Origin of the sequence: Rhizobium terricola, from assembly GCF_012927355.1 — a bacterium.
Taxonomy (GTDB): Bacteria; Pseudomonadota; Alphaproteobacteria; order Rhizobiales; family Rhizobiaceae; genus Allorhizobium; species Allorhizobium terricola.
Genome location: NZ_JABBGK010000003.1, coordinates 144,712 through 167,623, shown reverse-complemented (window position 1 = coordinate 167,623; position 22,912 = coordinate 144,712). Strand labels below are relative to the sequence as shown.

At 63.7% G+C, this 22,912-nt stretch carries 24 protein-coding genes, 1 tRNA gene and 1 riboswitch; of the genes, 10 read left to right on the top strand and 15 right to left on the bottom strand.

Going from position 1 to position 22,912, the window contains the following annotated elements; translation table 11 throughout:
• Positions 1-33 precede the first annotated feature (33 nt).
• The 6 genes from HHL25_RS15845 to HHL25_RS15820 form a co-directional block, all read right to left on the bottom strand.
• Positions 34-1,863, bottom strand: a complete 1,830-nt coding sequence (locus HHL25_RS15845) for an ABC-F family ATP-binding cassette domain-containing protein (RefSeq protein ID WP_169593331.1) — start codon at positions 1,861-1,863, stop codon at positions 34-36.
• A 2-nt stretch (positions 1,864-1,865) separates the two neighbouring features.
• Complete coding sequence (locus HHL25_RS15840; protein WP_169593329.1) at positions 1,866-2,516, bottom strand: thiamine diphosphokinase; 651 nt, start codon at positions 2,514-2,516, stop codon at positions 1,866-1,868.
• A gap of 98 nt (positions 2,517-2,614) precedes the next feature.
• Positions 2,615-2,806 carry a Trm112 family protein gene (locus HHL25_RS15835; protein ID WP_169593327.1) on the bottom strand — a complete coding sequence of 64 codons (192 nt, stop codon included), beginning with the start codon at positions 2,804-2,806 and terminating at the stop codon, positions 2,615-2,617.
• A 12-nt stretch (positions 2,807-2,818) separates the two neighbouring features.
• Positions 2,819-3,502 (bottom strand): LON peptidase substrate-binding domain-containing protein, encoded by a 684-nt coding sequence (locus tag HHL25_RS15830; protein ID WP_169593325.1) that lies wholly within the window; start codon positions 3,500-3,502, stop codon positions 2,819-2,821.
• A gap of 110 nt (positions 3,503-3,612) precedes the next feature.
• Entirely contained in the window at positions 3,613-4,590 is a 978-nt protein-coding gene (gene trxA, locus HHL25_RS15825; RefSeq protein WP_169593323.1) for a thioredoxin, read from the bottom strand.
• A 60-nt stretch (positions 4,591-4,650) separates the two neighbouring features.
• A complete protein-coding gene (locus HHL25_RS15820) occupies positions 4,651-5,157 on the bottom strand; it encodes a prolyl-tRNA synthetase associated domain-containing protein (protein ID WP_169593321.1) in 507 nt (168 codons plus the stop codon).
• 274 nt (positions 5,158-5,431) lie between these two features.
• Here HHL25_RS15820 and HHL25_RS15815 point away from each other — a divergent pair.
• Positions 5,432-5,506, top strand: a tRNA-Gly gene (locus HHL25_RS15815).
• Between the two features lie 141 nt (positions 5,507-5,647).
• Complete coding sequence (locus tag HHL25_RS15810; protein ID WP_169593319.1) at positions 5,648-6,415, top strand: SDR family NAD(P)-dependent oxidoreductase; 768 nt, start codon at positions 5,648-5,650, stop codon at positions 6,413-6,415.
• A gap of 8 nt (positions 6,416-6,423) precedes the next feature.
• Here the strand turns inward: HHL25_RS15810 and HHL25_RS15805 are convergent, their stop codons facing one another.
• From HHL25_RS15805 to HHL25_RS15780, 6 genes are all read right to left on the bottom strand, one after another.
• The gene (locus tag HHL25_RS15805; RefSeq protein WP_169593316.1) at positions 6,424-7,437 is read right to left on the bottom strand and encodes an aldose epimerase family protein; all 1,014 of its coding nucleotides are present in this window, start codon (positions 7,435-7,437) and stop codon (positions 6,424-6,426) included.
• Between the two features lie 26 nt (positions 7,438-7,463).
• Complete coding sequence (locus tag HHL25_RS15800; RefSeq protein ID WP_169593314.1) at positions 7,464-8,648, bottom strand: vWA domain-containing protein; 1,185 nt, start codon at positions 8,646-8,648, stop codon at positions 7,464-7,466.
• Positions 8,649-8,653: 5 nt separating this feature from the next.
• The gene (locus HHL25_RS15795) at positions 8,654-9,106 is read right to left on the bottom strand and encodes a GNAT family N-acetyltransferase (RefSeq protein WP_169593312.1); all 453 of its coding nucleotides are present in this window, start codon (positions 9,104-9,106) and stop codon (positions 8,654-8,656) included.
• Position 9,107: 1 nt separating this feature from the next.
• Positions 9,108-10,031: a homoserine O-acetyltransferase MetA gene (gene metA / locus HHL25_RS15790; RefSeq protein WP_169593310.1), complete on the bottom strand. Its 924-nt coding sequence runs from the start codon at positions 10,029-10,031 to the stop codon at positions 9,108-9,110.
• Between the two features lie 76 nt (positions 10,032-10,107).
• Positions 10,108-10,186: riboswitch (SAM riboswitch) on the bottom strand.
• Between the two features lie 69 nt (positions 10,187-10,255).
• Positions 10,256-11,104 carry an AAA family ATPase gene (locus HHL25_RS15785; RefSeq protein WP_169593307.1) on the bottom strand — a complete coding sequence of 283 codons (849 nt, stop codon included), beginning with the start codon at positions 11,102-11,104 and terminating at the stop codon, positions 10,256-10,258.
• Between the two features lie 121 nt (positions 11,105-11,225).
• Complete coding sequence (locus tag HHL25_RS15780; protein WP_169593305.1) at positions 11,226-12,440, bottom strand: ubiquinone biosynthesis hydroxylase; 1,215 nt, start codon at positions 12,438-12,440, stop codon at positions 11,226-11,228.
• 84 nt (positions 12,441-12,524) lie between these two features.
• Between HHL25_RS15780 and tesB the strand changes: the two genes are divergently transcribed.
• The 6 genes from tesB to HHL25_RS15750 all read left to right on the top strand — a co-directional run bounded on the left by tesB (position 12,525) and on the right by HHL25_RS15750 (position 20,079).
• Positions 12,525-13,409 (top strand): acyl-CoA thioesterase II, encoded by an 885-nt coding sequence (gene tesB, locus HHL25_RS15775; protein ID WP_169593304.1) that lies wholly within the window; start codon positions 12,525-12,527, stop codon positions 13,407-13,409.
• 215 nt (positions 13,410-13,624) lie between these two features.
• Positions 13,625-13,975 carry a P-II family nitrogen regulator gene (locus HHL25_RS15770; RefSeq protein WP_169593302.1) on the top strand — a complete coding sequence of 117 codons (351 nt, stop codon included), beginning with the start codon at positions 13,625-13,627 and terminating at the stop codon, positions 13,973-13,975.
• Positions 13,976-14,002: 27 nt separating this feature from the next.
• Positions 14,003-15,433 carry an ammonium transporter gene (locus tag HHL25_RS15765; RefSeq protein ID WP_169593300.1) on the top strand — a complete coding sequence of 477 codons (1,431 nt, stop codon included), beginning with the start codon at positions 14,003-14,005 and terminating at the stop codon, positions 15,431-15,433.
• A 246-nt stretch (positions 15,434-15,679) separates the two neighbouring features.
• Positions 15,680-18,355 carry a DNA translocase FtsK gene (locus HHL25_RS15760; RefSeq protein ID WP_169593298.1) on the top strand — a complete coding sequence of 892 codons (2,676 nt, stop codon included), beginning with the start codon at positions 15,680-15,682 and terminating at the stop codon, positions 18,353-18,355.
• 123 nt (positions 18,356-18,478) lie between these two features.
• Complete coding sequence (locus HHL25_RS15755) at positions 18,479-19,153, top strand: outer membrane lipoprotein carrier protein LolA (protein WP_169593296.1); 675 nt, start codon at positions 18,479-18,481, stop codon at positions 19,151-19,153.
• A gap of 122 nt (positions 19,154-19,275) precedes the next feature.
• Positions 19,276-20,079 (top strand): exodeoxyribonuclease III, encoded by an 804-nt coding sequence (locus tag HHL25_RS15750; RefSeq protein ID WP_169593294.1) that lies wholly within the window; start codon positions 19,276-19,278, stop codon positions 20,077-20,079.
• A gap of 15 nt (positions 20,080-20,094) precedes the next feature.
• On the opposite strand, the gene HHL25_RS15745 is transcribed toward HHL25_RS15750, so the two are convergent.
• Both HHL25_RS15745 and HHL25_RS15740 read right to left on the bottom strand, forming a co-directional pair.
• Positions 20,095-20,550 carry a cyclic nucleotide-binding domain-containing protein gene (locus tag HHL25_RS15745; RefSeq protein WP_169593292.1) on the bottom strand — a complete coding sequence of 152 codons (456 nt, stop codon included), beginning with the start codon at positions 20,548-20,550 and terminating at the stop codon, positions 20,095-20,097.
• A 16-nt stretch (positions 20,551-20,566) separates the two neighbouring features.
• On the bottom strand, positions 20,567-21,250 hold the full coding sequence (locus tag HHL25_RS15740; RefSeq protein WP_169593290.1) for a response regulator transcription factor: 684 nt from the start codon (positions 21,248-21,250) through the stop codon (positions 20,567-20,569).
• Positions 21,251-21,400: 150 nt separating this feature from the next.
• Between HHL25_RS15740 and HHL25_RS15735 the strand changes: the two genes are divergently transcribed.
• Both HHL25_RS15735 and HHL25_RS15730 read left to right on the top strand, forming a co-directional pair.
• The gene (locus HHL25_RS15735) at positions 21,401-21,958 is read left to right on the top strand and encodes a L,D-transpeptidase family protein (protein ID WP_315853082.1); all 558 of its coding nucleotides are present in this window, start codon (positions 21,401-21,403) and stop codon (positions 21,956-21,958) included.
• Positions 21,955-22,344: an inorganic pyrophosphatase gene (locus HHL25_RS15730; RefSeq protein WP_169593288.1), complete on the top strand. Its 390-nt coding sequence runs from the start codon at positions 21,955-21,957 to the stop codon at positions 22,342-22,344. The genes HHL25_RS15735 and HHL25_RS15730 overlap by 4 nt, the downstream gene beginning before the upstream one ends.
• On the opposite strand, the gene HHL25_RS15725 is transcribed toward HHL25_RS15730, so the two are convergent.
• Positions 22,337-22,891 (bottom strand): SixA phosphatase family protein, encoded by a 555-nt coding sequence (locus HHL25_RS15725; protein WP_169593286.1) that lies wholly within the window; start codon positions 22,889-22,891, stop codon positions 22,337-22,339. The two genes, HHL25_RS15730 and HHL25_RS15725, sit on opposite strands and share 8 nt — an antisense overlap.
• Positions 22,892-22,912: the final 21 nt, after the last annotated feature.

Here is a 22,912-nt window from a genome sequence, read left to right as displayed (position 1 = left end):
CGTACTAGCGTCGGCGTCGAGGACAGAAGAACCTCAGCCCTCCAGTTCCTCGCGCAGCATTTCGAGCTCCAGCCATTCCTCTTCCATACGAATAAGGTCGGCGCGCAGCTTCTCGGTCTCGGCGGCAAGCTTGTTGAACGTTGCCGGATCCTTGGTGAAGAGGTTCGGGTCGGCCATCTTCGCCTCGCGGGCGGCGATTTCCTTCTCCGTCTTCTCCATCTCCTTCGGCAGGTTCTCCAGCGCAAACTTCTGCTTGTAGGAGAGCTTGCCCTTGGCCCTTCCGCCACCGTCCGCCGGCTTGGCCGATGTCTCGGCGGATTTCGCCTTCTCGGCCTTCTCCGCCCGCTTGCGCTCGTCTTCGGCGCCCTTGCGCTGCGCCAGCATGTCGGAATAGCCGCCGGCATATTCGATCCAGCGACCGTCCGGGGCCTCCGGATTGGCCGGTGCGATCGTCGAGGTCACGGTGCGGTCGAGGAAGTCGCGGTCATGGCTGACCAGGATGACGGTGCCGGAATAGCCGGCGACGATCTCCTGCAACAGGTCGAGCGTCTCGATGTCGAGGTCGTTGGTCGGCTCGTCGAGGATCAAAAGGTTCGACGGCCTGGCCATCATTCGCGCCAGCATCAGGCGTGCCCGCTCACCGCCCGACAGGTTGCGGATTGGCGTGCGCGCCTGCTCCGGCTGGAACAGGAAGTCCTTCATGTAACCGGTGACATGCTTCTGCTCGCCGTTGACCAGCAGGTTCTCGCCGCGTCCGTCGGTCAGGTAATGCGCCAGCGTATCGTCGGGGTTGAGATCCTCGCGCTTCTGGTCGAGCACGGCGATCTCGAGATTGGTGCCGAGCTTGACGGTTCCCGTGTCCGGCGCAAGCTGGCCCGTCAGCATCTTGAGCAGCGTCGTCTTGCCGGCGCCGTTCGGGCCGATCAAGCCGATGCAGTCGCCGCGATGCACCCGGATCGAGAACGGCGAAACGATCGTCCGCTCACCATAGGCCTTGGTGATCTTGTCCGCCTCGATGACCAGCTTGCCGCTTTCCTTGCCTTCGGTGACGTTGGCCTGGATCGTGCCCTGCGGCCCCTTGTGGCCGCGATACTCGGCGCGCAGCGCCTGCAGGTTGCCGAGGCGCCGCATGTTGCGCTTGCGCCTTGCGGTCACGCCGTAGCGCAGCCAATGCTCTTCGCGCTGGATCTCCTTGCCGAGCTTATGCTGCTCGATCTCTTCTTCCTCGAGCACTTTGTCGCGCCATTCCTCGAAATGGGCGAAACCCTTGTTGAGGCGACGCGAAAGACCGCGGTCGAGCCAGACGGTCGCCGTCGACACCTTTTCGAGGAAGCGGCGGTCGTGGCTGATCAGCACCAGCGCGCTGCGCGACTTGGCGAGCTCGCCTTCCAGCCATTCGATGGTCGGCAGGTCGAGGTGGTTGGTCGGCTCGTCGAGCATCAGGATGTCTGGTTCCGGCGCCATGACGCGGGCGAGTGCTGCCCGGCGCGCCTCGCCGCCCGACAGGCTCTTCGGGTCTTCCTGGCCGGAAAGGCCGAGATGGTCGAGGATGTAGGTGACGCGATAGGGATCATCGCCCGGCCCAAGCCCCGCCTCGCAGTAGGCCTGAACGGTGGCATAACCGGAAAAATCAGGCGCCTGTTCGAGATAGCGGATCGTCGAGGATGGATGGCGGAACACCTCGCCCGACTGGGCCTCCACCATTCCGGCGGCGATCTTCATCAGCGTCGACTTGCCGGACCCGTTGCGTCCGACCAGGCAGATTCGGTCGCCGGGTTCAACCTGAAGGCTGGCGCCGGCAAGCAGCGGCGTGCCCCCGAAGGACAGGAAGATATCGTCGAGTTTGAGAATGGGAGGCGCCAAGATCAAGCTCCGGAAAGGTCATAGGGGCGGGCGAGGATCACGGCGTCACCGCTTTTCAGCGAAAAGGACACCGGCCCCTCGGCCACGTTGGAAATCGTGCGCGACGAACCGAACGGCAGGACAAAGTCGTCGAGCGGATAGCGCGCATTGGTGATGGAAAGGCCGGCAAGCGGCGAAAACCCGAGGATCGAAAACAGCGAGCCCTTCGGCAGGTCGATCGTCAGCGCATCGCGCAGCAGCGGAAAGGCCTCCTCCGTGCCCGAGCTCATCATGACGTCGACGCCGGCCTTGGCGAGCGCCACTCCGGACAGGAGATGCATCAGCGCATGGTCGGATCGCTCGCCGCCGAGCGCACCGGCCAGCACCAGCCGTTCTGCCCCGCGCGCAAGCGCTTCCTCGACCGCGATCTCACCGTCGGTCGCCGCCTTCTGGGCCGGATAGGGCAGGCGCGGCACACCGGCAAAATCCTCGATCGCAAGATCGGCCGAGCTGTCGAAGTCGCCGACCCAGAGCTCAGGTGAAAGCCCGAGCACGCCCGCATGCCGCATGCCACCGTCCGCGGCGATCGCACGGCTTCCCGCGACCGCGGCTTTCAGCCGTTCGGTCGGGTCGAGCGCGCCGCCCAGAAGGATGGTGAAGGTCGTCTTCGTCATGGAGAGAGCCCTTAACCCATCTGGCGGCAAAAGGGAAAGCGGTTCGTCACCAGTGGGAGGGGGAAGGGGCAGTCGGCCCCGGAAAACGGGAAGTCCGTTCAGGTCTCGAGCTTACGTGCTTCGGAAACGAGCATGATGGGGATACCGTCACGGATCGGATAGGCGACGCCGGCGCGCGCGGAGACGAGCTCGTTGCGGTCGCGATCATAGGAAAGCCGCCCCTGCGTCAACGGACAGACGAGCAGTTCGAGAAGCTTGACGTCCACCTTGCTGAGCCGTTCATCCGTCATCGGTCGATGAGCCTATTGCAAGACGGTGTCGGCATCGCCGAAGGATCGGGCGAGCACGAATTCGGTGATGGCGATCAGCGTCTCGGCGCGGCTCTTCAGGTCAGGCGCTTCAAGAAGCGCCTGCTTCTCGGCAGGGCCGAAGGGCGACATCATCGACAACGAATTGACCAGCGTGATGTTGCTGGCCCGCTCGACGCTTTCCCAGTCCGCTTCCAGCTTGTTGGCATCGAGATAGGCGCGGAAGGCCGCGAGCAAACCGTCGCGGTCGACGGTCGATTCTTCCTCGGCGCTCGCGAGATCGGCGATGAAGGGGGCGATGTTGAAGCTGCGATAGGGTTTTCCAGCCAAATGGACCTCCTCCATCAGGCGGAAGCGACAGATGCCACCGAGCGAGGCGATGTATCGCCCGTCACCGGTCTCGGTGAGCGAGGTGATCCGCCCGATGCAGCCGACCTGGCAGAGCGGAGGCCGTTCCGGAAGAATGTTGTCCGTCAGCCCCTCGTTGAGGGCGGGCTGAATCATGCCGATCAGCCGATTGCCGGCCATGGCCGCATCGAACATGGCGAGATAGCGTGGCTCGAAGATGTTGAGGGGGAGTTGTCCACCGGGGAGCAGGAGCACCCCGGCAATCGGAAAGACCGGAAGCACGTCCGGCAGATCGTTCTCGGTCAGGTATCTGGCATTGCCCACTTGCATGGATCGTCACCCTGTCCGGCCCGGACTGGGCCGTAACCTAAGCTTAATGTGGATCTTTGTGCGCAAAACTCAAGGGCGAAGCCGCCCTTGGGTCCCACGAAACACGATCCTCACGAAAACAGGATCGACGACAGCTTGCGGCGTGCCATCGCGGTTGCCGGATCCTTGGGCCCCCAGACATCGAAGAACTGCAGGAGCTGGCGTCGTGCGCCGTCGTCGTCGAAGCTGCGGTCGCGCTTCATTATCAGGAGCAGGTGTTCCGCCGCCTCTTCGCGCCGGCCCTCGACGTTGCGGATCTTGGCGAGCTTCATGCGCGCCTCGTGATCGTCGGGGTTCAGTGCCAGCGCGTGTTCGAGCGCCACGGGATCGCCGAGCTTGCGGGCTTCCTCGATCTGTTCGATCTTCTTGACGATCGCCTGAATCTCTGGCGCGTTGCGCTGTTCTTCGGGCATGCCGGCGATCAACTGCTTGGCGCGGTCGTGCTGGCCGGCAGCGATCATGCACTCGGCCATGCCGGCAGCCGCCTTGGAATTGTCGGGGGTCGCCTGCAGAACGGCGCCGTAAAGCTGCGCGGCGCCCTGGAGATCGCCGTTCGCCAGAAGCGTCGCGGCCTCCTCAAGCACGGCTTCGATTTCTGCGGCTTCGTCGGCGCCGGCGGGACCTGCGATCTTGTCAATGAACTGGCGGATCTGGCTTTCCGGCACCGCACCCATGAAGCCATCGACTGGGCGGCCGCCGACAAAGGCGACCACGGCCGGGATCGACTGGATGCCGAGCTGGCCGGGGATAGCCGGATGATCGTCGATGTTGAGCTTGACCAGCTTCACCCGGCCCTGCGCTTCATTGACGACCTTCTCGATGACCGGCGCGAGCTGCTTGCAGGGACCGCACCACGGCGCCCAGAAATCGACCAGAACCGGCTGGTTGCGGCTCTCCTCGAGAACATCCTTGGCAAAGCCTGCGGTCGTGGTGTCCTTGATCGCGGCCGCCGCGGAAGCGCCCGCCTGAGGCGCAGCGACGCCGCCGAAATGCGCCTGTCCCGTCATCTGCCCGCCGAAACCGCCATAGGGATTGCTGTTGTCGCTCATCGATTGTCTCCCGCACCTTTTCGAGCCCGAACGGGCCGCTTTTGCCGCTAAGATCGTATGTCAGGCCGTGACTTTCAAGACAAGCGGCGTGTGACCCGTCGCCTCCATGAAACGGATCAGGTCATCCCGCCCGATCGAGGTCGTGGCATCGTTGGAAAGCGGATGGCCGTTGATGATGTCGTTCTCCATCAGATCCTTGTCGAGGACGAAGGTCACGTTGTGGCCGGTGTCGTTGATCGCGCCGAAGGCGGTCACCGCGCCCGGAATAACGCCGAGATACTCCATCAGCTTTTCCGGCTTGCCGAACGAGACCTTGCTCGCGGCACCGATCAGCGTGTGCACGGTCTTGAGATCGACCACGGCGTTCTCCTCGACGGTCAACAGGAAGAACTGGTCCTTCTTGTCTTTGACGAACAGGTTCTTGGTATGGCCCCCCGGGATCTCGTCGCGCAACGCCACCGACTCGGCGACGGTGAAGACCGGCTCGTGATGCTTCGTCTTGTGCTCGATCTTCAGGTCGTCGAGGAAGCGGTAGAGGTCTTCTGCGGTCTTGGGCGCGGTGGTCATCGATGGTCTCTTCTCGTTGAAACGGGCAATGGACGGGCCGCAAGCGGACCGGCGAAGGAGTGATACGTCCGCCCCCCGAACTTGGCAATCGTCGCGGATCGGCGAAATGCCGCGTTTGCAGGGCTTTGCGGAAGCCGCACCGACCCGCCGCACTTTTTCTCGAAAATTTCGTCATTTCCCTGTTGCATTTGAAAAATGGTTGGGCCATATAGCGCCCGTCGCCGCAAGACGGACGGCCTTCGATCCACCGACTACCCCCGGATCGTCGATATGAGCGGGTGTAGCTCAGGGGTAGAGCACAACCTTGCCAAGGTTGGGGTCGGGCGTTCGAATCGCCTCACCCGCTCCAGTTTCTTCTCCCGGAAGAAATCAGTACAGGCGCCGGTTTCCGGCTTGGCACTCTCAATTACGTCTGCTGTTTTTCACCCCCCGTCTATCCGACTCCGTTTTTTGTCCTATAGTTCCCTCGCCTTTCAGGGGGAAACAAAACATGGCTGGCAGGCTTCAGGGTAAGATCGCGATCGTTTCGGGCGGTGCGACCGGCATGGGAGGAGCGGCATCGAAGCTCTTCGCGGCCGAGGGCGCGAAGGTCGCCATCATCGACCGTAACGGCGAGGAAGCCGCAAAGACGGTCGCCGCGATTCGCGATGCTGGCGGCGAGGCCGAGAGCTTCGTCGCGGACGTCTCGGACGAAGAGGCCGTAAATGCCGCTGTGCGCGGCGTCGAGGCGCGTTTCGGCGCAGTGACCGTGCTCTTCAACCACGCCGGCACGATCGTCATCAAGCCGTTCCTCGAAACCACGCTCCAGGAATGGGACTGGCTGCATGCGGTCAACGTACGCTCCATGTTCCTGATGACGAAGGCGGTCCTGCCGGGCATGATCGCTGCCGGCGGCGGCTCGATCGTCTGCACCTCCTCAATCTCTGCCGTGGCGGCGACGCCGATGGAAGTTCTCTACGATACGACGAAGGGCGCCGTGCACATGTTCGCCCGCGCGATCGCCGTGGAGTTCCGCGACCGCAACATCCGCTGCAACGCGGTTTGCCCCGGCTTCATCCGCACGCCGCACGGGCTTCGCGAGGTGGCCGAACTCACCGCCCACGGCGTCGACGTCTCGGAAGCCGCGATCGCCGCCCAGCAGGGCCGCATCGGCGAGCCCGAGGACGTGGCCCGCGCGGCGCTTTATCTGGCAAGCGACGAGTCGGCTTTCGTCAACGGTGTGCACCTCTTCGTCGACAACGGCTTCACGGCGATCTGAGGCCCGACTCAGCTTTTCGTGAACACGTAGTCCGTTTCCTGGCGCAAAACCTTGCCGGGCCGGAGGATCGCGGCCGGAAAGCCGGGATGGTTGACGGCATCCGGCCAGATCTGCGTCTCCAGGCAGAAGCCGGCATAGGGACCGTAGTTCCGGCCTTCCAGTCCCGGCACCGGCACGTCGAGATAGACGCCGGCATAGAATTGTACGCCCGGCTCTGTCGTGCGCATTTCCATGGCGACGCCGGAATTGATGCTGCGCACCAGCGCCACCGAATGCTTGGCTCCGCGTTCCCGCGCCAGGCAGAAATTGTGGTCGAAGGGAACCTGCTTGCCGTCCTCCTCACGGGCGATCGGAGCGGCACTGCGGAAATCGAAGGCGGTTCCCGCGACTGCACGGACTTCGCCGGTCGGGATCAGGTCCTGATCGACCGGCAGATAATGGTCGGCGGCGATCATCAGGTCATGGCCGAGAATGTCGTCGCGGCCGTCGAGATTGAAGTAGGAATGCTGGCAGACATTGGCGATGGTTGCTCGGTCCGTCGAGCTCTCGTAACCGACGGAAAGCACGCCCTCCGCCTTCAGCGCGTAGGTGGCGCGGATCACGCAATTTCCCGGATAGCCGGCCCGGCCGTCCGGATCGATCACCTCAAGCGTGACATGGTCGCTACCCCGATCGACGATCGACCAGTTCTGTTGCGCCATGCCCGTGGAGCCGCCGTGCAGATGGGTGAGGCCGCGCTCGTTGCATTCGAGCTGGTAGTCGACGCCGTCGATCGAAAAACGTCCATGCGCGATCCGGTTGGCGCACCGGCCGGGCGTCGCGCCGAAATAGGGCGAATGGCGCTCATAGTCCTCAAGGCGCTCGAAGCCGAGCACCAGCGGCGCGGCATGACCGTCGAGACGCAGATCCTGGATCGCGGCACCGAGGGTGATGATCCTGGCGGTCATGCCGCCGCCGGAAAGCGTCACGCGCTCTACCGTTTCGCCGGCCTCGGTGGTGCCGAACACTTCGCGCCCTGCCATTCCGTTCTCCTCCGCCTTTCGGCTGTTTATCGTGCGAGCTCGCGCGCGGCTTCTTCCAGCCCGCCGAGCGTCAGCGGAAACATACGCCCGCCCATCAGGCGCCGAATCAACCCGACCGAAGCCGTGTAGCTCCAGCGATCCTGCCGCAGCGGATTGATCCACAGGCTGCGGCGGAAATGCCCGGTCAGCCGGTCGACCCAGACGGCACCGGCCTCCGTGTTCCAATGCTCGACTGAACCGCCGGCATGGGTGATCTCGTAGGGGCTCATCGACGCGTCGCCGACGAAGATCAGCCTGTAGTCGGACCCGTAGGTGCGGATGACGTCGGCGGTCGGGATGACCTCGGCCATGCGGCGGTTGTTGTCCTTCCACACCCACTCATAGGGGCAGTTGTGGAAGTAGAAATAATCCATGTGCTTGAACTCGGACCGGGCCGCCGAAAACAGCTCCTCGACGGTGCGGATGTGGTCGTCCATCGAGCCGCCGACGTCGAAGAACATCAGGAGCTTCACTGCATTGCGCCGCTCGGGCTGTGTCTTGACGTCGAGATAGCCGTGCTCGGCCGTGGCGCGGATCGTCCCGGTAAGGTCGAACTCCTCTGCCGCCCCCTCGCGGATGAAGCGGCGAAGGCGCCTGAGCGCCACCTTGATGTTGCGGGTGCCGAGCTCCACCGTGTCGTCGAGATTGCGGAACTCGCGCTTATCCCAGACCTTGACCGCGCGGCGATGGCGGCTCTCGTCCTGGCCGATCCTCACGCCTTCTGGATTGTAGCCATAGGCGCCGAAGGGCGAGGTGCCGGCCGTGCCGATCCATTTCGAGCCGCCTTGGTGGCGCTCCTTCTGCTCGGCCAGCCGCTGCCGGAGCGTCTCCATCAGCTTTTCGAAGCCGCCGAGCGCCTCGACCAGTTTCTTGTCTTCGTCCGACAGGTGTTTTTCGGCGAGTTTCCTCAGCCATTCCTCCGGGATCGCCGCGCTTTCCACGCCGTCGCCACCCGAAGCCGTCTCCAGCCCGCCGAAGATCTCGGCAAAGACCCGGTCGAACCGGTCGATATGCCGTTCGTCCTTCACCAGCGCCGTCCGCGCCAGGAAATAGAAGGCCTCGGTATCGAACGCTGCCAGCCCCTTCTCCATGCCCTCGAGAAGCACCAGGAATTCCCGGAGCGTGACCGGAACTCGCGCTTCCTTGAGCTTGAGGAAGAAGGGAACGAACATCGCCGTCAGAAATTCTTCTGGTAGATGATGAAGGGCGTCTTCTCCGCGATCCGATCGTAGAGCCGGCGCGCGGTCGCGTTGAATTCCTGCGTCATCCAGCAGACCTCCTTCGAACCCTCGGCGCGTGCCCGCTCGTAGACCGCCTCGATCAGCGCACGACCGACGCCGCTGCCGCGGATCTCCGGATCGGCATAGAGATCCTGAAGATAGCAGATGTTGTCGATATGCCAGCAGGACCGATGGAAGAGATAATGCGCAAGGCCCGCGGGCCGGCCATCAACGAGGGCCACGAGGCCGCGATAGTCTCCGGCCTCGTTTCCGGTCAGCCGCGCAAACGTCGTGGCATAGATCTCTTCCGGCAGTTCCGTCTCGTAGAAGGCGAGATAGTCCCTCCACAGGCGACGCCAGGCGGTTTCGTCCTCGGCGCGAAGCGACCGTATCTCCACATTGCCAGCCATGTCAGCGCTCCAGCCCGATGTCCTGCAGATCATACGGCGTCATCTGGTAAATTTCGTTGATCCAGTTGCCGAACAGCAGGTGCGCGTGGCTGCGCCAGCGGTTGAGCGGCGGGATCGTCGGATCGTTGTGCGGGAAGTAGTCGTGCGGCATCTTGATCGGCTGACCGGCGTTCACGTCACGGAAATACTCGTCGGCGAGCGAGGTGGAATCATATTCGACGTGATTGAACATGTAGAGCCGGTTACCGCGCTTCTCGTGCACCAGGCAGACGCCCATCTCGTCGGATTCCATCAGGATCTCGAGCGACGGCACTTTTGCGATGTCGGCGCGGCGCACCTCGGTCCAGCGCGACACCGGCACCTGGAAGTCGTCGGAAAAGCCATTGAGGTAGACCGAGGATGGCGCGAGGTTGCGATGGCGATAGACGCCGAACGCCTTCTGCTTCAGCGCATGCTTGGGCACCTTGTGGAAATGGTAGATGGCGGCCATCGCCCCCCAGCAGACATTCATCGTCGAATGGACGTTGGTCTCGGTCCAGTCGAAGATCTGCTCCATCTCGCTCCAGTAGGTGACGTCCTCGTAGTCGAGCGTCTCGACCGGGGCGCCGGTGATGATGAAACCGTCGAACTTGCGGTCCTTCACCTCTTCCCAGGTCTGGTAGAAGGAAAGCAGGTGTTCTTCCGAGGTGTTCTTGGCCTTGTGGCCGCCGACCCTCACGAGGCTGAGCTCGACCTGCAGCGGCGAGGCGCCGATCAGCCGGGCGAACTGCACCTCGGTCTTGATCTTGTTCGGCATGAGGTTGAGCAGGCCGATCTGCAGCGGGCGGATGTCCTGGCGGACGGCCACCGTCTCGGTCATCACCCGCACACCCTCGTGGACGAGGGTTTCGAAGGCGGGCAGTGTATCGGGTATCCTGATCGGCATCGTTTCATTCCCAGCATCGGCGGCAAAACCGCAAAATAAAACCGGCGGCGAGAAATCGCGACCGGTGCACGGGAAAATACGACTTTCCTCGGCCCCTTTAGCGACTTCTTTAACGTGGCTGCAAGCCGGCCGGCCAAATCACCACGGGACGCTCCTAGATAGCTTTCCCGCCGCGGCGGGTCAACGAAAAAGGATATTGCGCCGCGGCCGGCAGGAACGGAACGTCAGCCCTGGCGCCCCTCGCGACGCGCCATGAAAGCCAGCCGTTCGAAGAGATGCACATCCTGCTCGTTTTTCAGGAGCGCGCCGTGCAGCTTGGGCAGGGCCTGCTTCGGATCGGCGCGCAGGTCGGCAGGATCGACATCCTCGGCCACCAGAAGCCGGATCCAGTCGAGGGCCTCCGAGGTCGAGGGCTTCTTCCTGAGCCCCGGCGTCTCGCGGATCTCGTAGAACTGGGTGAGCGCCGAGCGGATCAGTGCCTGTTTGATGCCGGGATAGTGCACCTCGACGATACGCGTGAGTGTATCCGCGTCGGGGAAGCGGATGTAGTGGAAGAAGCAGCGGCGCAGAAACGCGTCCGGCAGTTCCTTCTCGTTGTTCGAGGTGATGATGACGATCGGCCGGACCGCCGCCTTCACCGTCTCTCCGGTCTCGTAGACATGGAACTCCATTCGGTCGAGTTCCTGCAGGAGGTCGTTCGGGAACTCGATGTCGGCCTTGTCGATCTCATCGATCAGCAGAACGGTCTTGCGACCCGCGGCAAAGGCCTGCCACAGCTTGCCCTGGCGGATATAGTTGCGAACATCGTTGACCCGCTCGTCGCCAAGCTGGCTGTCGCGCAGCCGCGACACCGCGTCATACTCGTAAAGGCCCTGCTGCGCCTTCGTCGTCGATTTGATGCTCCACTCGATCATGTCGAGGCCAAGCGCCGCGGCCACCTGGCGGGCAAGCTCGGTCTTGCCCGTGCCGGGTTCGCCCTTCACCAGCAGCGGACGCTCCAGCGCGATCGCCGCGTTGACGGCGACCATCAGATCCTTGTCGGCGATATAGTCGGCGGTGCCGGTAAACTGCATGGGTCTTGTTCCTGAATTCTCGGATCGCGGTGAACCTAGTGACGGTGACGCGGCGCCGCAAGATGGGCTTTCGGCGGGAGGACCGGCACACCCCGGCGATGGCGTTGCCAGACGGCGAAACTCAGATCGCCTCGCCGGCCAGAAGCTTCGGCCGACCCCCGCCGGCGGTCCCGGCGGCTTCGCGGATGAAATAGGATTTAAGCCCCGGCAGGCGGTCGACCATGCCGAGCCCGACGTCCCGCAGGACACGAAGCGGCGTGATGTCGTTCGAGAACATCCGGTTCAGCACGTCGGTCGTCACACCCATGCGGAACGTGTCGAAACGGCGCCACGTCTGGTAGCGCTCCAGCACGTTGAGATCGCCGATGTCGAGGCCGAGGCGGTCCGCGTCGACGATCGTCTCGGCAAGCGCCGCGACATCTTTGAAGCCGAGATTGAGGCCTTGGCCCGAAATCGGATGGATCCCGTGCGCGGCGTCGCCCGCCAGCGCCAGCCGCGGCGCCACGAATTCGCGCGCCAGCGTCAGACCGAGCGGAAAGGCGCGGCGGTCGCCGGTGGCGCGGATCGTTCCCAGCTTGTGGCCGAAGCGACGCTCCAGCTCCTCCTCGAAAACGAGGTCGTCGGATGCGACTAGCCGGTCGGCATCCTCCGTGCGCTCGGTCCAGACCAGAGACGAACGGTTGCCCTTGAGCGGCAGGATGGCGAAGGGGCCGGCCGGCAGGAAATGTTCTTCCGCCGCTCCCTCGTGGGGACGTTCGTGCTCGACAGTCGTCACGATGCCGGACTGGCCATAATTCCAGCTGACGGTCTTGATGCCGGCGAGATCACGAAGCTTGGAACGCACGCCGTCGCAGGCGACGACCAGCCGTGCCGAAACGACGGAACCGTCGGAGAGCGAAAGCTCGGCCGCCGGACCGGCATTGCGGAAACCGACCGCGCGCACGCCATGGCGAATCGTAATCCCGGCCTTGCTGCAGGCCTCGCGCAACGCGCCGACCATCGCGACATTGGGGATCATGTGGGCGAACGGGCGCCCCTCTTCCACCGCGCCGTCGAAGGTGAGGAAAACCGGGCGGACCGGATCGGACGTCTTCGAATCGGTGACGATCATCCTCGTGATCGGCTGCGCCTCGGGCTCGATCAGGTCCCAGATGCCGAAGACATCGAGCATTTTGGTGGCGGCGGCAATGATCGCCGAGGCGCGCGGATCCTTCTTCCAGGCGTCTTCGGGCGCCGCCTCGATCACCTCGACGGCCAGATGCGGTGCCGCCTGCTTGACCGCGACCGCGACCGAGAGCCCCACATAACCACCGCCGACGATCAGCAAATCCAGCATGACGAAATTCCTTTGCCCTTGTGCACGCCCGCGCTCCTATATAGATCAGCGTTGAACTAGTTCCTACAAGCGGGGCGCGCTATTATGCCGAATTCGAGCGAAAATCCCACTGCCATGGACCGGCTGATCGAGACGCTGGATCTCGAAAAGCTCGAGGAAAACCTGTTCCGCGGCAAGAGCCCGCAGAACGGCTGGCAGCGGGTGTTCGGCGGCCAGGTCATCGCCCAGGCGCTGATGGCGGCCCAGCGCTGCGTCGACCTTGACCGGCACGTCCACTCGCTGCACGCCTATTTTGTCCGCCCCGGCGATCCGTCCGTGCCGATCATCTTCGAGGTCGAGCGCACCCGCGACGGCACGAGCTTCACCACCCGCCGCGTCGTCGCCGTCCAGCATGGCAAGACCATCTTCGCGATGTCCTGTTCGTTCCAGATCGAAGAACCCGGCTACGATCACCAGATGTCCATTCCGGAGGTACCGCAACCCGGCAGCCTGATGGGCGAGAAGGAATTCCGCGAGGTCTTCCTCGCCCAGGCTCCCGACACCGTCAAGCGCTACTGGGGCCGTGAGCGACCGATCGAGATCCGCCCGGTGTCGCTCACCCACTACATCTCAAACGAAAAGCTCGACCCGACCGCGCATATCTGGGTTCGCACCACGGGGCCGGTGCCGGACGATCACCATTATCAGTATGCCATGCTCGCCTATCTGTCCGACATGACCCTGCTCGACACCTCGCTCTATCCGCACGGAACGTCGATCTTCAATCCGGAAATCCAGCCCGCCAGCCTCGATCACGCCATGTGGTTCCATCGCCCCTGCCGGCTCGACGACTGGCTGCTCTATACCCAGGACAGTCCGAGTGCGTCCGGCGCCCGCGGCATGACGCGCGGCAGCATCTACAGCCGCGACGGCGTGCTCGTCGCTTCGGTCGCCCAGGAAGGTTTGATCCGGAAAAGGGCAGATGCCTAAACCGAGAGCAAAATAGAGGTTTTGCCCATATTTTAGGCGCACATGGGCCGACCAAATGCTCCTTTATTGGATGCCGATTCTTAAGTGTTTATAATTCAATAACTTTTTAGCCTCTTTCAAACTGGCACATACTTTGAATGTCTCCCTCCAGTCGCTCGGCGAATGTTTTTGCCGACGGCAAGGAGAGTCGGCTCGGGGCCGAGGACAAGCAAAGGATGGGAAACCAGATGAAGATTGTGATGGCCATCATCAAGCCGTTCAAGCTGGATGAGGTGCGCGAAGCCCTCACCGCTGTTGGCATTCAGGGCCTGACCGTGACCGAAGTGAAGGGTTACGGCCGCCAGAAGGGGCACACCGAAATCTACCGCGGCACCGAATATGCCGTCAGCTTTCTGCCGAAGTTGAAGATCGAGATCGCCGTTGCCTCCGAGCTAGCCGACAAGGCCGTCGAAGCGATCGCTTCCGCTGCCAAGACCGGTCAGATCGGCGACGGCAAGATCTTTGTCTACTCGATCGACCAGGCCGTGCGCATCCGCACCGGCGAAACCAATTCCGAAGCTCTGTAAGAACGGCCGTTAGGGGAGTTTTTTCTGATGTCATTTTCCAAGTTTTCTTCCAACTTCGGCCGTGCAGGCGTGGCCGCTGCCGCGCTTCTTGCGCCGGCGATCGCCTTTGCGCAGGAAGCCGCACCCGCCGTCGCGGAAGCTGCAGCCGCCGCTCCGGCCATGACCGTCGACAAGGGCGACACCACCTGGATGCTCGTTTCGTCGGCGCTGGTTCTTCTCATGACCGTCCCGGGCCTCGCATTGTTCTACGGCGGCCTCGTACGCACCAAGAACATGCTTTCGGTCGCAATGCAGGTTCTGATGATCGCCGCTGTCGCGATGCTCATCTGGGTTGCCTACGGCTACTCGCTGGCGTTCACCGACGGCGGTTCGCTGAACAGCTTCGTCGGCGGTTTCTCCAAGATGTTCCTAGCCGGCGTCGACGTCACGACGATGGCGGAGAGCTTCTCCAAGGGCGTCGCCATTCCCGAACTGACCTTCGTCATCTTCCAGATGACCTTCGCCGCCATCACGCCCGGCCTCATCATTGGCGCCTTTGCGGAACGCATCAAGTTCTCGGCCGTCATCCTTTTCACCATCCTGTGGCTCACCTTCATCTATTTCCCGATGGCCCACATGGTATGGTTCTGGGGTGGCCCGAGCGCCTATGACGGCCCGACCGGCCTGATCTTCGGCTTCGGCGCCATCGACTTCGCCGGCGGTACCGTCGTTCACATCAATGCTGGTATCGCTGGTCTCGTCGGCGCCATTATGGTCGGCAAGCGCACCGGCTTCGGCAAGGACATGATGGCCCCGCACTCGATGACCCTCACCATGGTCGGCGCCGCACTGCTGTGGGTCGGCTGGTTCGGTTTCAACGCCGGTTCCAACCTGGAATCGAACGCCTATGCCGCGCTCGCCATGATCAACACCTTCGTCGCCACCGCAGCTGCGATCGTCTCCTGGTCGATCGTCGAGACCTTTGCCCGCGGCAAGGCCTCCATGCTGGGTGCCGCATCCGGTGCAGTTGCCGGCCTCGTCGTGATCACGCCTGCCGCCGGTTTCGCCGGTCCGATGGGCGCCATCATCATGGGTCTCGTCGTTTCCCCGATCTGCTACTTCTTCGTTTCCACCGTGAAGAACAAGTTCGGCTATGACGACACCGCCGACGTCTTCGGCGTGCACGGCATCGGCGGCATCATCGGTGCCATCCTGACCGGCGTGTTCGTCAACCCCGCTCTCGGCGGCGCCGGCATCGTCGACTACTCGACGGCCGACTTCGCCGCCGGTTATGCCGGCACGGCAACCCAGGTCTGGGCACAGCTCAAGGGCGTCATCGTCACGGTCCTGTGGTCGGGTATTGGCTCTGCGGTCCTCTACAAGATCGTCGATGTCATCGTCGGCCTGCGCGTACCGGTCGAAGCCGAACGCGAAGGTCTCGACCTCGCTTCGCACGGCGAAGCCGCCTACCACAACTAAGCGCTATCGCCGCGCCGATTCGCCGGCGCGGCTTATCCTCCCGTCACGGCCGTCGAAAGGCGAGTCGTGCTTTGCCCGGACCAGCGGTCCGGGCTTTTTTGTGCCCGAATTCCACAGCACCCAGGCGCTCATGGTTAATGCACCATTAACTGTCGCGCATGTAAGGTGCCTTGATGGTGGCCGCTCCATGCGCGCCGCCTGGCCCGAACCCTTGGGTCACACGGTTACGAAACGGCGGACGGACAGATGAGCAGAGGCAATTCGAGCGCGATCGGGGATCAGTCCAGCCGCTTTGCGCTCAGCGCTTTCGTGTTGCGGCAGCTCCTGTCGCTTGTCGGCTTCGCACTCTTCCTCGGCCTCGTTCTGGCGGTCGCCGCGCTCGCCACGTGGAATGTCGCCGACCCCAGCCTGTCCTACGCGACCGCCAACGAACCAACCAACATCCTCGGCCACGGTGGCGCCATCTTCGCCGACATCATGCTGCAGTTCTTTGGTCTCGCCAGCCTGCTCGCTTTGCTGCCGGTCCTGGCCTGGTCGCTTGCCTTGATCAGCGGCCGCCCGCTCAACCGCATTCCGGCCCGGATCGCCGCCTGGGCGGTCGGCTCGATCGTCTCGTCTGCCGTCATCGGCTGCTTTCCGCCGCCTACGACCTGGCCGATCCCGAACGGCATCGGCGGCGTCTTCGGCGACATGATCCTGCGTTTCCCGAGCCTTTTCATCGGTGCCTATCCGACCGGCACCGTATCCATGGTGCTGGGCGGGATCCTCTCCGTCCCGGCGGCCTGGCTGGTGCTTTTCGCCTCCGGCATCATCGGCCGGGAAGCTCTCGACGACCTCGAATTCGAGCAGCTGGTGGCCCCCTCACGCGCCAAGGCCATCACCCGGAACGCCGAGGACGAGGAGGACGATGACAAAGAGGGACCGATTGCGCTCGCGCTCGGCGCCGTCACCCATAACTGGTACACCCTGCGCGCCCGGTTCCGGCGTGTGCTCGGCCTCAAACCCGTCGATCGCGCCCGTCGCTTCGAACAACCCTACGACTTCAACGACGACGAGTTCGGCACGCTGAACGAACCGGTACGTCCCAAGGCTCCCGCCACCTTCGACCGCCGCGAGCCGTCGCTCGACGGAGGCCCGCTTGTCTCCTCGCGCGTCGCTCCGCCGTCGCGGCATGTCGTCTCGCCGCCGCCGATCAGCAGCGACATCGACGACGATGACGACGCCCCCTTCGATCTCGACGACATGCCGCGCCCGGCCGGCATCCTGCCGGACGACGATCACTGGGCGCCCTCGCCGGTTTCCGGTACGCATCGTGGCGCACCGGCGGCCTCCGCGCGTGTTTCCGCACCCGCGCCCCGGCCGAAGGTCGGCGCCCGCGTCGATCGCGATGCCCAGGGCTCGCTGCTGAAGCCCGACGGCTTTCAGCTCCCTTCGGTTCACCTGCTCGCCGAACCCAAGGCCGTCGCCCGCGACGCAACCCTTTCGGCGGACGCGCTCGAACAGAATGCCCGCATGCTGGAAGGCGTGCTCGAGGATTTCGGCGTCAAGGGCGAGATCATCCATGTCCGCCCGGGTCCGGTCGTCACGCTCTACGAACTGGAACCTGCACCGGGTATCAAGTCGTCGCGCGTCATCGGCCTTGCCGACGACATCGCCCGCTCCATGAGTGCGATCGCCGCCCGCGTCGCCGTCGTGCCAGGCCGAAATGCGATCGGCATCGAACTGCCGAACCAGACCCGCGAGACCGTCTATCTGCGCGAGCTGATCGGCAGCCGCGACTTCGACGGCAACAAGGCGAAGCTCGCCATGGCGCTGGGCAAGACCATCGGCGGCGAGCCGGTGATCGCCGACCTTGCCAAGATGCCCCACTTGCTCGTCGCCGGGACCACCGGTTCCGGCAAGTCGGTCGCCATCAACACGATGATCCTGTCGCTCGTCTACCGGCTGTCGCCGGAGAAGTGCCGCCTGATCATGATCGACCCCAAGATGCTCGAACTCTCCGTCTATGACGGCATCCCGCACCTTCTCTCGCCGGTTGTCACCGACCCGAAAAAGGCGGTCGTCGCGCTCAAGTGGACCGTCCGCGAGATGGAGGAGCGCTACAAGAAGATGTCGAAGATCGGCGTCCGCAACATCGACGGCTTCAACAGCCGCGTCGAGCAGGCGCTCGCCAAGGGCGAGGTACTGACCCGCACTGTCCAGACCGGCTTCGACCGCCAGACAGGCGAGGCCGTCTATGAGACGGAGGAGTTCGATCTCCAGCCGATCCCCTATATCGTCGTCATCATCGACGAAATGGCCGACCTGATGATGGTCGCCGGCAAGGATATCGAAGGCGCCGTGCAGCGGCTGGCCCAGATGGCCCGTGCCGCCGGCATTCACGTCATCATGGCAACCCAGCGCCCCTCGGTCGACGTCATCACCGGCACGATCAAGGCCAACTTCCCGACCCGCATCTCCTTCCAGGTCACCTCGAAGATCGACAGCCGCACCATCCTCGGTGAGCAGGGCGCCGAGCAGCTGCTGGGCATGGGCGACATGCTCTACATGGCCGGCGGTGGCCGCATCCAGCGTGTCCACGGCCCCTTCGTCTCGGACAACGAGGTGGAGGAGATCGTCGCCTACTTGAAAACGCAAGGCGCGCCCCAATATCTCGAAGCGATCACCATCGACGAGGATGACGACGAGGGCGGCGCAGGCCCGGCCGGCACGTCCAATCTCTCCGAATCGGACGACCCTTACGACCAGGCCGTGGCGATCGTACTGCGCGATGGCAAGGCCTCGACCTCCTACGTCCAGCGGCGCCTTGGCATCGGCTACAACCGTGCCGCCTCGCTGATCGAACGGATGGAGAAGGAAGGCATCATCGGGCCGGCCAACCATGCCGGCAAGCGCGAGATCCTCGTGCCAACCGAAGAGTGACATCATCGAGCGGTGAACTTTGAACCGAGGATCGGCGTTTGCCTTGGCGACGCCTCACCGGGATTGCGGCCGCCGCCTGCACGGCCATGAAGACGCCGTCTTCTTCGGCGATGCAGGAAAGAAATGAAGGAGTTACGGATGATTGAAGACAATTCCGAGCGTTTGGCGGCCCTCTCCGCACCGAGCACCCGCCGCCAGTTCGTCCTTGGCGCGACCGCCTGCTTCGCGCTCGCAGCGCTGCCCGTCTCCGCGCTGGCCGCCGCAAGCCCCGAAGCCGCCCAGAAGATTGCCGACCATTTCTCCTCGGTGAAGACCATGATGGGCGAATTCGTCCAGTTCGGCCCGCGCGGCGAGCAGACCGGCGGCAAGTTCTTCATCCAGCGCCCGGGCAAGCTGCGGTTCAACTACGAGAAGCCGTCACCGATGCGCGTCATAGCCGACGGCAAGAACGTCGTCATCGGCAACATGAAGCTGAAGACCTGGGATCTCTATCCGCTGTCGAAGACGCCGCTCAGCCTTTTGCTGGCCGACAAGATCGACCTCGGCAACAAGATGGTCCGCGACGTCAAGCAGGAGGCCGACCTCACCACCATCGTCCTCGGCGACAAGACCATCTTCGGCGATTCGACCATCACCCTGATGTTCGATCCGAAAACCTTCGACCTGCGCCAGTGGACGATCACCGACGTCCAGGCCAAGGACACCTCGGTGATGATCTTCAACGTCCAGAACGGCGTCGCTCTCGATCCAAGCGTCTTCGAGATCCCCTACGCCGACGTTCACGGCCAGAAGCGCTGAACCGCGCTCTATCCCCTGTGGAGAAAAGGCAACCCGCCTCGCGGCCGGGTCGCCTTTCGCTGTTCAGCCCCGGCAAAATTGCCTAGACCTTGCGGTCAAAGACCGCAGGGAAGCGAACGCCGATGAACCTTTCGATCACCACCTGGAACATCAACTCCGTCCGGCTTCGCCTGCCGATCGTCGAGGATGTGCTGAAGACCGTCGCGCCCGACATCCTGTGCCTGCAGGAGATCAAGTGCCAGAACGACGAGTTCCCCGCCGATGCGCTGAAGGCGCTGGGCTACGGCAACATCATCATCCATGGGCAAAAGGGCTATCACGGTGTCGCGATCGCCTCGCGTCTTCCGCTGACCGAGGACCATCGGCAGGACTATTGCGGCGTGGGCGACGCCCGCCACATCTCGGCGATCTTCGAATGGGGCGGCCGCCGCATCCGCATCCATAACTTCTACGTACCGGCCGGCGGCGACGAGCCCGACCGTACCGTCAATCCGAAGTTCGGCCACAAGCTGGATTTCATCCGCGAAATGCGTGAACTGAAGGCCGGCGCCGAGCCTGGTGTGTCGGCGATCCTCGTCGGCGACCTCAACATCGCGCCGCTCGAAAACGACGTCTGGTCGCACAAGCAGATGCTGAAGATCGTCAGCCATACCCCCGTCGAGACTGAAGGCCTGCTCGACATCATGCGCGAGGGGGCCTGGGTCGACCTGATGCGAGAGCATGTTCCGGCCGACCAGAAACTCTATACGTGGTGGAGCTACCGCGCCAAGGACTGGGCCGCCGCCGATCGCGGCCGAAGGCTCGACCACATCTGGTCTTCTGAGGACCTGAAGGCCAACCTCCGCGGCATCGAGATCCTGAAGGAGGCGCGCGGCTGGGAAAAGCCGTCCGACCACGTGCCGGTCACGGCGCGTTTTTCGCTCTGAAGCCGAAGGGCCGGACTATTCGAAACGTCCGGCCATCGCCGATGCCCCGTCGATCAGCGAGCCGATCGCCGCGCGGATACGGCCTTCGACCACCCTCGCCATATCCGGATACTCCTCCAGCAGGCGATGAAAGAGCGCACGGGTGATGCGGATCACGTCGCCATCCTCGAGGGCGGTCGCGGTGAATTTGCGCTCGACCATAGTTACCAGCGCGAGCTCCGACAGCATCACGCCCGGACCGACGGTCGCCTCGACCTCCTGCTTTCCACCGCGGCCGATGGTCGAAAGCTCGATTCTCCCCCGCGACACGACATAGGCGCATTCCGCCGGCGACTTTTCACGAAACAGCGCCTGCCCCTTGGAGATCGTCCGGTGCTCGGCGCCGAACGCGATCAGCCGCAGCTGGTCGGGAGAAAGGTCCGCAAACAGCGGCACCTTGCCAAGCAGGTCGATATCGTCGGCAAGCGCCATGGCGGTCTCCGCTCAGTCAGGGAATGATCTTGTAGCCACCGTTTTCGGTGACCAGGATTTCAGCGTTCGACGGATCACGCTCGATCTTCTGGCGCAGGCGGTAGACATGCGTTTCGAGCGTATGCGTCGTGACGCCCGAGTTATAGCCCCAGACCTCTTCGAGCAACACGTCGCGTGTGACGACCTGCTGGCCGGCCCGATAGAGATAGCGGATGATTGCCGCTTCCTTCTCGGTAAGGCGGATCTTCTTGCCGTCTTCCGTCGTCAGCAGCTTCTGGCTCGGCTTGAACAGATAGGGGCCGACGCCGAAGGTCGCATCCTCGCTCTGCTCGTGCTGGCGAAGCTGGGCCCGCATGCGGGCAAGCAGCACGGCGAATCGGAAAGGCTTCGTCACATAGTCGTTGGCGCCGGCTTCGAGGCCGAGAATCGTATCCGAATCGGTATCGTGGCCGGTCAGCATGATGACAGGCGCCTTGAAGCCGCCCTTGCGCAGCAGCTTCACCGCCTCGCGACCGTCCATGTCCGGCAGGCCGACATCCATGATCATAAGGTCGACCTGGCCGCTCCGGGCGGCCTGGATGCCCTTGGTGGCATTGTCCGCCTCGGCGATCGAGAATTCCTCGTAGAGCGACAATTGCTCGACCAGGGTTTCGCGAAGGTCGTTGTCGTCATCCACCAGGAGAATGGTCCGCGCCGTCATGCTGTTCTACTCCCGCTCGTGCCCGCCGGTGCCCTGATCCTGCTTAAGCCAGAATCACGTTTTCGCAAACCGGGAGACGCTTGCTGCTTGCCTGTACTCGTGTTCGAAGTGCTATGAATACACCGATCTTCACAGACAAGGCAAAATCTCGTGACCACGCAGGCAAGGCCGCAGAAACAAACGCAGAAGCCGAAGCGGACAATCCTCGTGCGCCGTGCCCCCGGAAAGTCGGCTGAGGCCATCCTGCAATATGGCCCGCTGCGCATGCGCGCCGCCCTTGGCCGCTCGGGCATAACCAGCCTCAAGAGGGAGGGAGACGGCGCGACACCCCGTGCTTCAATGCGCCTCCTGTCCGGTTATCGCCGCGGCGACCGCATGGGCGCCATGCCGACGACGCTGCCGATCCGCCGTCTCCGCAGGGACATGCTGTGGTGCGATGCGCCGGGGCATCCGGCATACAACCGGCCGGTCAAGGCACCGTTTTCCGCAAGCCACGAGAAGCTGCTGCGCGACGACACTCTCTACGACGTCTGCATCGTCATGGACTGGAACGTGACCATGCGCCGCCGGGGCTGCGGCTCGGCGATCTTCTTCCACCTCGCCCGCCCCGGCTACACGCCGACAGAAGGCTGCGTGGCGCTTTCGGCCGCCGACATGCGCCGCCTCATGCCCTATCTGGGGACCCGCACCGTGATGAGCGTGCTGTGACGCGGCCGGACGACGAAGCCGCCTTCTGGCAGGCGCTGGACGCACTGGTCGCCGGCGCCCGTCCTATCATCGACCGCCCGAAGGGATCGACCCACCCGCGCTATCCCGCAATCGTCTATCCGCTGGACTACGGCTATCTCGACGGCACCACCGCGATCGACGGCCAGGGCGTCGATCTCTGGCGCGGCTCATTGGATGCCGGGGCCATCGTCGGCGCCGTCTGCACCGTCGACCTCACCAAGAAGGATACCGAACTCAAGCTGCTGATCGGCTGCACGTCCGCCGAGATGGAGATCGTCGCCGGCTTCTACAACGACAGCGCCGCGATGAAGGCGCTCCTGCTCAGGCGTCGAGCCGTGCCGGTTTCCACGCCAGCCCTCACGTGAGCGATCGCGGCGTCACGAAGCGCTCGAGCACGCCTCCACCGGCCTTGATATCCGCCCATCGCCCGACCGGAAGATCGATCACCGCAAGACCGCCCGTCGGGTATTTCTCCGACATTCGTTTTCGCGCCGCCGCGTCACCATGGCTCGCCAGCATCAGCGCCAGATCCTCCATGCCCGGATTGTGGCCGAGCACCAGCACCGAACGACAGCCGGGATCGACCGAACGCAGCACGCGAAGGATACCCTCGGCGCTCGCCGCATAGAGATCGGCTTCGTGCCGCATCGGGGGAACTGCAGGAAGACGCTCCGCCACCAGCGCCCAGGTTTCCCGCGTCCGCCGTGCCGTGGAGACCAGCGCCAGTTCGGGGGTCAGCGCTTCGCGCGTCAGGTAGTCGCCCATCAATGCCGCCGCCTTCCGCCCGCGCTCGGCCAGCGGCCGCTCCTCGTCGGCGACACCCTCGGGCCAGTCCGATTTGGCGTGCCGAAGCAGGATCAGCCGCAGGGTCGAAGGGGCAAGCGGTTTCTCTGCGGTCTCGTCCTGCGCCATGACGGCCTCCTCCCGGTGTGA

Bases quoted from the DNA above. Each gene is read 5' to 3' on its own strand.
- HHL25_RS15750 (WP_169593294.1), top strand. From the start codon at position 19,276: ATGAACCTTTCGATCACCACCTGGAACATCAACTCCGTCCGGCTTCGC.
- HHL25_RS15745 (WP_169593292.1), bottom strand. From the start codon at position 20,550: ATGGCGCTTGCCGACGATATCGACCTGCTTGGCAAGGTGCCGCTGTTT.
- HHL25_RS15765 (WP_169593300.1), top strand. From the start codon at position 14,003: ATGTCATTTTCCAAGTTTTCTTCCAACTTCGGCCGTGCAGGCGTGGCC.
- HHL25_RS15795 (WP_169593312.1), bottom strand. From the start codon at position 9,106: ATGGCTGGCAATGTGGAGATACGGTCGCTTCGCGCCGAGGACGAAACC.
- HHL25_RS15755 (WP_169593296.1), top strand. From the start codon at position 18,479: ATGAAGGAGTTACGGATGATTGAAGACAATTCCGAGCGTTTGGCGGCC.
- HHL25_RS15805 (WP_169593316.1), bottom strand. From the start codon at position 7,437: ATGGCAGGGCGCGAAGTGTTCGGCACCACCGAGGCCGGCGAAACGGTA.
- HHL25_RS15810 (WP_169593319.1), top strand. From the start codon at position 5,648: ATGGCTGGCAGGCTTCAGGGTAAGATCGCGATCGTTTCGGGCGGTGCG.
- HHL25_RS15725 (WP_169593286.1), bottom strand. From the start codon at position 22,891: ATGGCGCAGGACGAGACCGCAGAGAAACCGCTTGCCCCTTCGACCCTG.
- HHL25_RS15770 (WP_169593302.1), top strand. From the start codon at position 13,625: ATGGGAAACCAGATGAAGATTGTGATGGCCATCATCAAGCCGTTCAAG.
- HHL25_RS15785 (WP_169593307.1), bottom strand. From the start codon at position 11,104: ATGCAGTTTACCGGCACCGCCGACTATATCGCCGACAAGGATCTGATG.
- HHL25_RS15835 (WP_169593327.1), bottom strand. From the start codon at position 2,806: ATGACGGATGAACGGCTCAGCAAGGTGGACGTCAAGCTTCTCGAACTG.
- HHL25_RS15820 (WP_169593321.1), bottom strand. From the start codon at position 5,157: ATGACCACCGCGCCCAAGACCGCAGAAGACCTCTACCGCTTCCTCGAC.
- tesB (WP_169593304.1), top strand. From the start codon at position 12,525: ATGCCGAATTCGAGCGAAAATCCCACTGCCATGGACCGGCTGATCGAG.
- HHL25_RS15740 (WP_169593290.1), bottom strand. From the start codon at position 21,250: ATGACGGCGCGGACCATTCTCCTGGTGGATGACGACAACGACCTTCGC.
- HHL25_RS15760 (WP_169593298.1), top strand. From the start codon at position 15,680: ATGAGCAGAGGCAATTCGAGCGCGATCGGGGATCAGTCCAGCCGCTTT.
- HHL25_RS15830 (WP_169593325.1), bottom strand. From the start codon at position 3,502: ATGCAAGTGGGCAATGCCAGATACCTGACCGAGAACGATCTGCCGGAC.
- HHL25_RS15840 (WP_169593329.1), bottom strand. From the start codon at position 2,516: ATGACGAAGACGACCTTCACCATCCTTCTGGGCGGCGCGCTCGACCCG.
- HHL25_RS15780 (WP_169593305.1), bottom strand. From the start codon at position 12,440: ATGCTGGATTTGCTGATCGTCGGCGGTGGTTATGTGGGGCTCTCGGTC.
- metA (WP_169593310.1), bottom strand. From the start codon at position 10,031: ATGCCGATCAGGATACCCGATACACTGCCCGCCTTCGAAACCCTCGTC.
- trxA (WP_169593323.1), bottom strand. From the start codon at position 4,590: ATGAGCGACAACAGCAATCCCTATGGCGGTTTCGGCGGGCAGATGACG.
- HHL25_RS15800 (WP_169593314.1), bottom strand. From the start codon at position 8,648: ATGTTCGTTCCCTTCTTCCTCAAGCTCAAGGAAGCGCGAGTTCCGGTC.